At 74.6% G+C, this 11,451-nt stretch carries 8 protein-coding genes; 6 read left to right on the top strand and 2 right to left on the bottom strand.

Going from position 1 to position 11,451, the window contains the following annotated elements; all coding sequences use genetic code 11:
• Positions 1 to 281: 281 nt before the first annotated feature.
• A complete protein-coding gene (locus ACFWJ4_RS39105; protein WP_380553558.1) occupies positions 282 to 1,343 on the bottom strand; it encodes a helix-turn-helix domain-containing protein in 1,062 nt (353 codons plus the stop codon).
• Between the two features lie 324 nt (positions 1,344 to 1,667).
• On the opposite strand from ACFWJ4_RS39105, the gene ACFWJ4_RS39100 reads away from it, so the two are divergent.
• On the top strand, positions 1,668 to 2,189 hold the full coding sequence (locus ACFWJ4_RS39100; RefSeq protein ID WP_380553555.1) for a hypothetical protein: 522 nt from the start codon (positions 1,668 to 1,670) through the stop codon (positions 2,187 to 2,189).
• Positions 2,190 to 2,273: 84 nt separating this feature from the next.
• On the opposite strand, the gene ACFWJ4_RS39095 is transcribed toward ACFWJ4_RS39100, so the two are convergent.
• Entirely contained in the window at positions 2,274 to 3,122 is an 849-nt protein-coding gene (locus ACFWJ4_RS39095; protein ID WP_380553552.1) for a GntR family transcriptional regulator, read from the bottom strand.
• Between the two features lie 198 nt (positions 3,123 to 3,320).
• Here ACFWJ4_RS39095 and ACFWJ4_RS39090 point away from each other — a divergent pair, with 198 nt between their 5' ends.
• The 5 genes from ACFWJ4_RS39090 (at position 3,321) to ligA (ending at position 11,410) form a co-directional block, all read left to right on the top strand.
• On the top strand, positions 3,321 to 4,886 hold the full coding sequence (locus ACFWJ4_RS39090; RefSeq protein WP_380553549.1) for an alkaline phosphatase family protein: 1,566 nt from the start codon (positions 3,321 to 3,323) through the stop codon (positions 4,884 to 4,886).
• 493 nt (positions 4,887 to 5,379) lie between these two features.
• Positions 5,380 to 6,390 (top strand): 3-oxoacyl-ACP synthase III family protein, encoded by a 1,011-nt coding sequence (locus ACFWJ4_RS39085; RefSeq protein WP_380553546.1) that lies wholly within the window; start codon positions 5,380 to 5,382, stop codon positions 6,388 to 6,390.
• Positions 6,391 to 6,751: 361 nt separating this feature from the next.
• Positions 6,752 to 8,290: a phenylacetate--CoA ligase family protein gene (locus ACFWJ4_RS39080; protein ID WP_380553543.1), complete on the top strand. Its 1,539-nt coding sequence runs from the start codon at positions 6,752 to 6,754 to the stop codon at positions 8,288 to 8,290.
• Positions 8,287 to 9,324, top strand: coding sequence for a hypothetical protein (locus tag ACFWJ4_RS39075; protein WP_380553540.1), 1,038 nt, complete (start codon positions 8,287 to 8,289; stop codon positions 9,322 to 9,324). The genes ACFWJ4_RS39080 and ACFWJ4_RS39075 overlap by 4 nt, the downstream gene beginning before the upstream one ends.
• A gap of 7 nt (positions 9,325 to 9,331) precedes the next feature.
• Positions 9,332 to 11,410: an NAD-dependent DNA ligase LigA gene (ligA, locus tag ACFWJ4_RS39070; RefSeq protein WP_380553537.1), complete on the top strand. Its 2,079-nt coding sequence runs from the start codon at positions 9,332 to 9,334 to the stop codon at positions 11,408 to 11,410.
• Positions 11,411 to 11,451: the final 41 nt, after the last annotated feature.

Below are 11,451 nucleotides of genomic sequence, written 5' to 3'. Positions count from 1 at the left end.
GCCCGGCACGCTCCCCCGTGGCGTGCCGGGCCGCCGGCGCGGAACGGAACTCGACGTTCCGCTGCGCGGTGTCCCTCAGGGAGGATGCCAGGGCGTCACCCCCGCCGTGTTGGCGCTGAGTGGACAGTCCTTGGCATTGCGTGCACTGATCCGGGATTCCCGCCCGCTCGTGCGCACCTGGTGCTCACGATGCGGGGTTTTCGCGCCCGTGGGCCAGGTCCGTACGGGCCGCGCCGCCCGCACGGCTGCCCTTGCCCGTACGGCTACCCTTGCCCGTACGGCTACCCGCCGACGGCCCCGGCCCCGGCCCCGGTCCCGATCCCGCTTCCGGTCCCGCTCCCGGTCAGGGCGCGGTGGCGGTGCTCGCGGGGGGAGAGGCCGTACGCGGCCTTGAAGGCGCGGCTGAACTCGGCGGCGCGGGGCAGGCCGCAGCGGGTGGCGACGGCGTGGACGGGCAGGGAGCGCAGCGCGGGGTCGGCCAGTTCGCGGCGGGCCCGCTCCAGCCGGCGGCGGCGGATGAAGGCGGCGACGGTATCGCCGCCGGACTCCCGGCCGAAGAGGCGGTGCAGGTAGCTGACGGAGATGTGGTGGGCGGCGGCGATCACGGCGGGCGTCAGCTCGGGGTCGTGCAGGTTGCGTCCGATGAAGGCCCGGACGTGCTCGACCAGGGCCCGCTGCCGGCTGTCGTCGGGCACGGCGGCCTCGGCGTCCACCTCCCGGGCGAGCCAGGCGGCCACCAGGTCGACCACGACGCCGCCCAGGCGGGGGGCGTCGGCGGGGCCCAGGAGGGCGGCCTGCCGGTCGAGGTTGAGCAGGAAGTCCGAGAGCAGCGCGCAGGTGCCCTCCCGGGAGGAGAAGCCGCGGCCCAGCAGGTCCTCCAGCCGGTGCGGCGGCACCGGCAGCAGGGCGGAGGGGAAGTCGACGCCGACGGCCTCGATCCGCAGGTCCCCGGGGGAGCGGGCGGCGCGGGAGCCGAAGGCCCGCAGGTCGAACGGGTGGGAGCTGTCGAGCATGTGCAGGTTGCCGGGCCCGAAGGTCTCGGTGCGCCCGGTGTCGCGGGTCAGGCTGAAGCCGCCGTCGAGCAGCAGGGTGAGGTGGAACACCTCCGGGTCCGAGCGCCGCACCCGGCGCGCGGTGCGGTGGAAGCGGGTCGGCTGGAAGGAGCTGCGCAGGAGGGTCACCGGGCCCAGCTCCAGACGCCGCATCTCCGCCCGGAAGTCGTCGCAGTGGACGCTGGTCACCTCGCTGTCCCGGGTGCGGCTGACCAACTCCCGCCAGCAGTCGAACCGTTCCGTCACGGGTACGCCCTCGCTGCGGAACACGCTCTGCGTGTTCGTGGCCACTGTCCGCCCTTTCCTTCCGGGGTCCGTCCCCTTCCTGCCCGGCCGGGCTCCCCTCCCCACCAGGTGTCACCGGCTCCTTGCAGCCGGTGACACCGAAACCTACAAGGTCGGGCCCGGTGGCCTCCGCCCGGCCCCCGGTCCGGCGGCCGGCCGCGGGAATCCCGGTGAACCGGCCGCCGCCCGCATCCCGTTGCCATGGACGCAGGGGTCGAGAGGCCCCGCTCCCACCGCACGACGGCGGGCGGGCCCCGGGTCCGTACGGCCGTCCATGACACCGTGCCGCGGCCGGTCGGGAACCGCGCCGCAGCAGAAACGAGGGGAACGATGAGGAACACCGGAACGGTCAAGCGAACCCTGTCCATGGTCGGCGCCGCCCTGGCACTGGCCTCGGTCACCGGACTGACGACCGCCACCAGCGCCTCCGCCGACGTCAACAGCGAGTGGAACTGCTCGCGCAACCCGAGCGGCTGGGACCACATGAACTGGGGCAACTGCCTGCTGCCCGGCGACTCGCTCGTCTCCGGCAACGGCGACTACCGGCTGCTGTACCAGAACGACGGCAACCTCGTGGAGTACGACACCAACACCGGCTACGCGCTGTGGGCCAGCGGCACCAACAGCGGCGGCCCGGGCAAGGTGATCATGCAGTACGACGGCAACTTCGTCGTCTACGACACCTTCAAGAAGGCCAAGTGGTGGTCCGGCACCGCCCTCGGCTGCAACCCCAGCGCCAACTGGGCGCGCATGCAGAACGACGGCAACTTCGTCGTCTACCGCCCGCACGACAACAACAGCCCCTGGGTGCCGGTCTGGTCCTCGTACAACGGCCGCGTCGGCACCTGCTGACACCCGTACGCCCCGGACGCTTCGTACACCCTGCATGCCCCGTACGCCCTGCCGGCGGCGGCCGGACCCGCGGCCGCCGGACGGTCAGTTCGCGTTCGGGGCGTCCGAGGCGTTCGGGGCGCCCAGGGCGTCCGAGGCGTCCGGGGCCCTCGGAGCTCCCAGGGCGTTCGGGGCGTCCGGGGCGCCCAGGGCGAGGGTGAAACTGAACCGGTCCCCGCGGTAGAGGGTGCGCACCTGCTCCAGCGGGCGCCCCGCCGCGTCCAGGCTGCGGCGGTGCAGCAGCAGCATCGGCAGCGCCGGCGGGGTGCCGATCAGCAGGGCCTCGCGCGGGCTGGCCAGCACCGTCTCGATCCGCTCGTCGGCGGCGCCGAGCCGCACCCCCTGCTCGCGCAGATAGCCGTAGAAGGACCCCTCGGGGTCGAAGTCCCCTGCCAGCGCGGGCACCCGGGCGACCGGCACGTACGTGGACTCCAGCCCGACGCGCTCCTCGTCCGCGCGCAGCACCCGCTCCAGGTGCCACAGCGGCTCACCCTCGGGGACCTCCAGCAGCCGGGCCATCGCCGCGTCGGCGGGCAGCCGGTCCAGGGCGATCAGGGTGCGGCCCGGGCGCAGGCCCTGGCGCGAGACGCCCTCGGTGTAGCTGCTCAGGGACAGCGGCTGCTCGATCTTCGGCCCGGCCACGACCGTGCCCCGGCCCTGCCGCCGCAACCGGCCCTCCAGCAGCAGCTCGCGCAGCGCCTGGCGCACCGTCGCCCGCGCGACCCCGTGACGCTGCGCCAGATCGACCTCGGTGGGCAGTCGCCCGCCCGGGCCCAGCTCGGCGATCAGCTCCTCCAGGCGGGCCTTGACCAGGTAGTACTTGGGCACCCGGCCGTGCTCGGGGACGCCGGCGCGGGCGGGCTCGGGGACGGCCCTGGGGATGGGGTGGTTCACCGCGCAAGCCTATCGAGCGCCGTCCGGGCCGGGCGGGTACCCCGGGGTGCAGGATCACGGAAGTGTAACGGGTCTGGTCTGAATTTCTGCGGTTGTTCATACAACCGTGGATTCGCGGAGGGCCCGTCCTCGCCCGCCCGGCCCATCCTCACTTCCGGTGCAACTGCACCGTGCTGCCGACCAGTTGGGAGTCCTCCGTTGCGCACCCCGCGCTCCACCCGCACCGCAGCCCTGGCCGTCACCCTCGCCGCCGCCACCGCCGTCGCCGGGCTGATCGTGCCGACCGCCGCCGCCACCGCCGCCACCGCCGCGACCGCCGCGACCGCCACCGCGACCGCCGCCGGTCCGTACCAGGGCCTGCCGAACGGCACCAAGCAGGCCAAGACCCTGGTCATCGGCGTCGACGGCACCCGCTACGACAAGCTGCTCACCGCCGACGCCCCCAACCTCAAGGCCCTGATGGCCGGCGGCATGACCGCCACCGGCAACCTCTACGCCAACCCGCTGGCCCCCACCCTCTCCGGCCCCGGCTGGTCGACCGTCGCCACCGGCGTGTGGCCCGACAAGCACCAGGTGAAGGACAACAGCTTCACCGGCTCCCGCTTCGACCTGTACCCCGACTTCGCCACCCGCCTGGAGAACGCCGACCCCGCCAACTCCACCCTGGTGATCGGCTCCTGGAACCCCATCGCCGGCAACGTCTTCAACGGCCGCGCCGACCTGCGCCTGCAGGAGAGCGAGAACGACACGAAGACCGCCGCCGACGCCGTCGACTACCTCTCCCACGGCAACCCCGACGCCACCTTCCTGCACTTCGACCAGGTCGACGAGGCCGGCCACAACCACGGCGGCGCCGGCGCCGAGTACGCGGCCGCCCTCCACTCCGCCGACGCCCTGGTCGGTCAGGTCCTCCAGGCCGTCAGGTCCCGCCCCACGTACGCCTCGGAGGACTGGCTGATCCTCGTCACCACCGACCACGGCCACACCGACGCCGGCGGCCACGGCGGCAACAGCGCCAACGAGCGCCAGACCTTCCTGATCGCCGGCGGCACCGGCTGCACTCCCGGCTCGCGCCGCTACGACGTCAAGCCGGTCGACATCGCCCCCACCGTCCTCAAGCACGAGGGCGCCCCCGTCGACCCCGCCTGGCAGCTCGACGGCCGCCCGATCGACGAGATCGTCCCCGACGCCTTCGACGCGCTGCGCCCGGGCCTGCAGGCCCGCGCCGACGAGAGCGGCATCCCGGCCGCGGTGAAGGGCTGGACCCACACCCCGCCGACCGGCTGGAGCATCGACAACTCCCGCATGCCCACCGGCGGCGTCACCGAGTGGCGCGGCTGGACCTTCGCCACCGACGAGTTCTGGACCGCCGCCCAGCTCGGCCAGTCCCGCGAGACCAATGTGCGCGCCCGCAACGTCTTCGCCGTCGCCGACTCCGACGAGTGGGACGACAAGGCGCACGGCGCCGGCCAGTTCGACTCCACCCTGGTCAGCCCCGCCTACCCGGTCTCCGGCGCGAGCCGCGGCGTGCTGTCCTTCGCGACGAACTACAAGATCGACGGGCCGCAGACCGGCGACGTCCACGTGGTCTTCGACAACGGCGCCCCGCAGTTGGTGAAGTCCTACCGCAGCGACCTCAACACCGTCGAGAACCTCCCCGTCGCCGTCCCCGCCGGCGCCACCACCGCCCGCTTCCAGTTTCGCTACACCGGTACGAACAGCGCCTTCTGGACCGTCGACCAGGTCGCCTTCACGGCCTCCTGAGCCGGACGGCGCGCAGGCGGGGGAGGGGCGCCGGGCCCCGTCCCCGCCCGCTGTCGTCCCCGCTCCGACCCCCACCCCGGTACCGGAATCCAGGAGAAACGATCACGGCCTCCACCTCCGTCAGCCGCATCGTCCCCGCCTCGCCCGACCAGGTCCGGAACCTCATCGGCGGCTTCGACGCCCTCGGCAAGACCCTCGCGAAGGCCCTCGCGGGCTGAGCCGGGCGCCCCGCCCCGGCGCCGTCATGCGCCGCATGGCCGGCCTCGCCCTTGCGCGGGCCGGGGTCCCGTCGGTGTCGTCGTCCGCCCGTGCGGCGAGGGTGCCGGTGTCGGTGCTGGTCAGGGCTCCTCGGCGCTGTATAGCCTGACGGGGCGTCGGGCCGGACCGGGAAACGGAAGTTCGATGACGAACTCCCTCGGCGGCGGAAGCGGCACCTTTCCGGTGTCGAACAGTGCGCGGACAGGCGAGCCGCGCGGCCGGAAGGGGCAGTGGCGTGGACTACGGACTGATGTCGTTCGGATCGGCCCTCGGGGAGCCCGTCGCCGTCGCGGACGTGGCGTCGGAGTACACCAAGGACGTCGAACGCGTCCTGGCGTACGGCTACCGCACCGTCCACCGCAGCCCGGCCGGGGTCGGGCTCACCGACCTGGCCGTCGACGCCGCCCGGGCAGCCCTGGACGAAGCGGGCACCGACCCCGCCGAGCTGGACCTGGTGGTCCTCGCGATCACCGACATCCCCGAGTACCTGTACTGGGACGCGGCCGCGAGCCTCCAGGACCGGCTGGGCGCCCGCCGGGCCGAGGCGGTCCTCGTCGGTCAGGGCTGCGTCAGCGGCATCACCTGCTTCGACCTGCTCGCCGGCCGCTTCGCCACGCACCCCGAGTACCAGCGGGCGCTGGTGGTCGGGGCGAACCGGACGTGCGAGCCGTACTGGAACCGGATGCACACCAACTCGCTGCTGTTCTCCGACGGCGCCGGCGCCGCGGTGGCCGGGCGCGGCCACCCCGAACTGCGCTGGCGGGCCAGCGAGACGATCAGCGACGGCCGCTGCGTCGACCTGTTCCGGATGGACCAGGGCGGGGCGGCCGACCCCTTCCGCGGCGGTCGGACGCCCCCGCCGGCCCGCGACGCCTGGGGCCTGATGGAGTTCTTCGACTACGACGCCGAGCGCTTCCAGGAGTTCGCCGGCCTGATGGGCGAGCGGGTGCACGAGGTGGTGGCCCGGGCCTGCAAGCGGATCGGCGCGTCCGTCCCGGACCTGGCCAGGGTGGTGCTGCTCAACGACAACCTCGGCACGCTGACGAAGCTGGCCGACCGGCTCGGCGTCCCGGTGGAGCGCACCAACCTCGAAATCTCCCTGGAGCGGGGCCACTTCGGGGCCGCGGACCACCTCCTCGACCTCCATCACCACCGCGCGTCCGGGCACTTCGGCGACGGCGACCTGATCGCCCTGGCCGGCATGGGGCGCGGCATGCACTGGAGCTGCACCCTCCTGGAGTGCTGACACCGGAGCTCCAGCGGTGAGGTGCCGGCGGGCCGTCGGCCCGGAGTGGTCACGAACTGACGTGAACAGCAGGAAGGTTGGCCGTGCACACAGGCTGTTGCGGGTGGCCGAACCGTCCCTATACTGCCGTTGCCCGTCGACCAGAACCGGCCACGGGCATCCGCTGCCGCGCCCGGTCAGGGCGGCCGGCCGGCCCGTACGAGGGAGAACCGATCATGGTCAAGCACTACCTCAAGTACGCCTTCAGCACCCTCACCGCCGCCATGTTCCTCCACATGGTCTGACCTGATCGGGGCCTGATCCGATCGACCCCGGCCGGGGCCGGGTGGCGTACCGTCCGACCCTGGCCTGGGGAGTCCGCTTGTTCGCGACCGCGCTGAGCCAACTGCGTTACGGTGCAGCAATTCTGACGAACCGTCGAATACGCCCGAACGACCTGGAACGCCTCGCGCGGGACCTGGTCGCCACCATCGCCGAGTTCGGCGAGCCCGGCGAGGACTCCGCCCTGCTGCCCGGCCGGGCCGGACACGTCGACCCGCAGGTGCGGCGCGAGGTGGCCCGGCGCAGCCTGCGCGCCACCGCCCGCGCCGCCGCCCGGCACACCGCCCACTACCGCCGGCTGTTCGCCGAACTCGACCTCGACCCGGCCAGGTTGGAGCCCGAGGACTGGTCGCGCGTCCCCGTCACCCCCAAACAGGCGCTGCGCGCCCTGCCCGCCGCCTTCGTCTCGGACGCCGCCACCCCCGTCCTGATGGCGCTCACCACCGGCACCAGCGGCACCCCCACCGCGGTGTGGTTCTCCCGCGCCGAACTCGAGTGCGCCGTCGCCTTCAGCACCATCTCCGCCGTGCTCGGCCTCGGCCTGCGCCCCCGCCACACCGTCGCCTACGCCGGCTGCTCCCGCGCCACCCTGCCGCTGGTCAACGCCGAGGAGTCGGCCACCCGCGCCGGCGCCGGGTTCGTCCAGTTCGGCACCGTCGACCCCGCCGTGGCCCTCGACCGCCTCGCCGCCCCGCTCGGCCTGCCCGGCAAGGACCCCCGGATCACCCACCTGACCACCTCCGCCTCCTACCTGGCCGCCCTCGTCCAGGAAGCCGAACAACGCAAGTGGCGCAGCGCCGACTTCGGCCTGCGGTCGATCAGCGTCGGCGGTGAGGTGCTCTCCGCGCCCCTGCGCCGCCGCGCCGAGGAGGTGTTCGGCGCCACCGCCACCTCCGCCTACCTGATGACCGAGATCCTGCCCTCCGGCGCCACCCCCTGCACCCGGGGCCACCTCCACCACACCACCGAGTTCGGACACCTCGAAGTCCTCGACCCGCTCACCTGGGAACCCACCGCCCCCGGCGCCACCGGCACCGTCGTGCACACCCCCTACGTGCCCTACCGCGACTGCACCCTGCTGCTGCGCTACGCCACCGGCGACCTCGTCCGCCTCCCCGCCGAGCCGCCCACCTGCGAACTCGCCCACCTCCCCGCCACCTCCGAGATCCTCGGCCGCTGGAACGGGCCGCTCAGCCGCACCGTCACCACCCGCGAGGTGCTCGACCTGGTCGAGGCCGAACCGGAGGTCCCGCTGCCCGCCCGCCACGCCCTCACCGAAGGCCCCGACGGCCCCGGCGGACCCGCCCGCCTGCACCTGCTGGTCGACCGCCTGCCCGCCACCGCCCTGCGCGGCCGCCTGGAGGAGCGCGCCCACGCCGCCGGCCTGCGGCTGTTCGACATCGTGCTGTACGAGGACCGCGCCGCCATGCCGCCCACCGCACCCCTGCGCGCCGACCTGCGCGAGCACACCTTCGACACCCTCGACACTCCCGACACCGCCGGCGGCCCCGGCGCCCTCGGCACCCCACCGGCATCCCCGGCACCGTCGGCGGCCCCGGCCGCGGGAGGAACCGCATGACCGTCAGCCCCGCCGCCCTGGCCGCACTGAGCGCCGCCGTCGCCGCCGAACTGGCCCTGGCCGCCTGGTACCTCGCCCGGATCCGGATGCCCCGCCCCCCGGTCGGCGTCTACACCGGCGGCGACATCGCCGTCCTGTGCGCCGGCGTCGTCCTCGCCCCGCTGCTCTACACCGCCCTGCCCGGCGCCGCCGTCTCCGCCGTCTTCGGCCTCGTCGGCTGCCTGGCCGTCCAGTTCACCCTCGCCCCGCTGCTCGCCGCCGCCCGGCTGCGCGCCGCCCCCTGGTCCTGGGCCGCCGCCCTCACCGCCACCGCCGCCACCACGCTCGCCGCCCTCACCGGCCACCCCGGCGCCGCCCGGGCCGGCAGCGACCTGATGATCGCCGCCGCCGTCGTCGGCGTCGCCAACCTCTGGACCCAGAGCGGCCTGCGCTCCGTCCACACCGCCGCCCTGGCCGCCGTCCTCACCGCCTACGACCTCGCCGCGACCACCCTCACCGACACCACCGCCCGCTTCTTCGAACAGGTCCAGGACCGCCCCTTCGCCCCGATGCTCGCCCTCACCGTCGGCCCGGCCCCCGTCGCCGTCGGCCTCGGCGACCTGCTGCTGCTCGTCCTGTACCCGCTGGTCGCCGCCAAGGCCCACGGCCGCACCGCCGCCGCCGTCGCCGCCCTCGTCGGCCTGCTGACCACCAGCGCCGTCAGCGCCTGCTTCGCCCTCAACTGGCTCACCACCGGATTCCCGCTGCTCACCGCGCTGGGCCCGCTGATCGTCGCCCAGCACCTGTACTGGCGGCGCCGCTCGGGCGGCGAGCGGACCACCGCCCAGTGGCGCGAGGGCCACCCGCTCCCGCTCCCCGCCCCCTCCGGCACCCGACCCGGCACCGAGCCGGACGCCGCCCTCTCGGCCCCCGTCCCCGAGGGCACACCCCCGGGCACACCCGCCGCGACGCCCGCCGCAACGGCGCCGACACCCCCACCACCGCCCGGCTGGTCCGACCGCCCCGGGCGCCGATGTCAGTGCCGGCCGTCATGATTCCCGCATGATCGAGACCGCAGCACCGCTCTCCTCCCCGTCCGCGTACGCCGACGCCGTCGCCACCGCCGTCCGGGCCGCCGCCGCGTACTACACCGACGGCTCCACCCCGCTCGGGGACGACGAGTACGACGCCCTGCTGCGGGCCATCGCCGCCTACGAGAGCGCCCACCCCGACCAGGCCCTGCCCGACTCGCCGACCGGAAAGGTGGCCGGCGGCGCCGCCACCGGCGACGTCCCGCACAGCGCGCCGATGCTCTCCCTGGACAACGTCTTCTCCGCCGAGGAACTGGAGTCCTGGGCCGCCGGCCTCGAACGGCGCCTGGGCCGGCCGGTCGCCGCCTGGTGCGTGGAGCCCAAGCTCGACGGCCTCGCCGTCGCCGCCCGCTACCGCGCCGGGCGCCTGCAGCAGCTCATCACCCGCGGCGACGGCCTCGCCGGCGAGGACATCACCCACGCCGCCGACGCCGTCCTCGGCCTGCCGGCCGAGCTCACCGAGCCCGCCGACATCGAACTGCGCGGCGAAGTCCTGCTCACCCAGGAGCAGTTCGAGCACGCCAACCGGGTGCGCGCCGAGCACGGCGCCACCCCCTTCGCCCACCCCCGCAGCGGCGCCGCCGGCACCCTGCGGGCCAAGGACCGCCCCTACCGGATCGAACTGACCTTCTTCGCCTACGACGCCGTCGGCCCCGAGGGCCTCGACCACAGCGCCCTGCTGGACCACCTCGCCGCCCTCGGCGCCAACACCGCCGCCACCACCGACGCCCGCCCGCGGCACTGCGCGGGCATCACCGAGGTCCAGCAGCGCATCGAGGAGATCGCCGCCCTGCGCGCCGAACTGCCCTTCGGGATCGACGGCGTGGTGGTCAAGGCCGACCTGGCCGCCGACCGCGCCGAGGCCGGCCTGGGCTCGCGCGCCCCGCGCTGGGCGGTGGCCCGCAAACTGGCCGCCCAGCACAAGGTCACCCGGCTGCTCGGGGTGGAGTGGAACGTCGGCCGCACCGGGATCATCGCCCCGCGCGCCGTCCTCGAACCCGTCGTCATCGACGGCGTCACCGTCACCTTCGCCACCCTCCACAACCCCGCCGACATCGAACGGCGCGGGCTGATGATCGGCGACCAGGTCTTCGTCTACCGCGCCGGCGACGTGATCCCCCGGGTGGAGGCCCCGGTGCTCGACGCCCGCACCGGCGCCGAACAGCCGATCGCCTTCCCCGAGGCGTGCCCGCGCTGCGGCGACGCCATCGACACCACCGAACAGCGCTGGCGCTGCACCCGCGGCCGCAACTGCCAGGCCGTCGCCTCCGTCCTCTACGCGGCCGGCCGCGACCAGCTCGACATCGAGGGCCTCGGCGGCACCCGCGCCGTCCAGCTCGTCGAAGCCGGCCTGGTCGCCGACCTCGCCGACCTGTTCACCCTCACCCGCGAGCAACTGCTCACCCTGGAGCGGATGGGGGAGACCAGCGCCGACAACCTGCTCGCCGCGATCGCCACCGCCCGCACCCAGCCGCTCAACCGGGTCTTCTGCGCCCTCGGCATCCGCGGCACCGGACGGACCATGTCCCGCCGCATCGCCGCGCACTTCGGCAGCATGACGGCGATCCGCGCCGCCGACGCCGAAACCCTGGCCGGCGTCGACGGCATCGGCACCGAGAAGGCCCGCGTCGTCGCCGCCGAACTCGTCGACCTCGCCCCGCTGCTGGACCGCCTCGCCGCCCTCGGCGTGGGCACCGCCGTCACCGCCCCGACCGCCCCCGCCGCCGCGGCGGGGGCGGTCGGCACCGGCGACGGGAACGGCACCGGCGAGGGGAGCGACGGCGGTGGCGACGGCGGACCGCTGGCCGGTGAGGCCGTCGTCGTCACCGGCAGCATGACCGGCGCCCTCGCCGACCTCTCCCGCAACCAGATGAACGAACTGATCGAACGCGCCGGGGGCAAGGCCTCCTCCTCGGTCTCCAAGCGCACCACCCTCCTGGTCGCGGGCGAGAAGGCCGGCTCCAAGCGCGCCAAGGCCGAGGAACTCGGCATCCGCATCCTCACCCCCGAGGAGTTCGCCACCCTGGTGGCCACCCACCTGGAGGCCTGACGGCCGGCCGACCACCGTCCGGGCCCCGAGCGGCCCCCGAC

Source organism: Kitasatospora sp. NPDC127067, from assembly GCF_042724755.1.
Taxonomy (GTDB): Bacteria; Actinomycetota; Actinomycetes; order Streptomycetales; family Streptomycetaceae; genus Kitasatospora; species Kitasatospora lactacystinica.
The sequence above is the reverse complement of the archived record's forward strand: the minus strand, read 5'-3'. Positions and strand labels throughout refer to the sequence as shown.

Coding starts and splice junctions, on each gene's coding strand:
- ligA (WP_380553537.1), top strand. CDS start 9,332: ATGATCGAGACCGCAGCACCGCTCTCCTCCCCGTCCGCGTACGCCGAC.
- ACFWJ4_RS39075 (WP_380553540.1), top strand. CDS start 8,287: ATGACCGTCAGCCCCGCCGCCCTGGCCGCACTGAGCGCCGCCGTCGCC.
- ACFWJ4_RS39100 (WP_380553555.1), top strand. CDS start 1,668: ATGAGGAACACCGGAACGGTCAAGCGAACCCTGTCCATGGTCGGCGCC.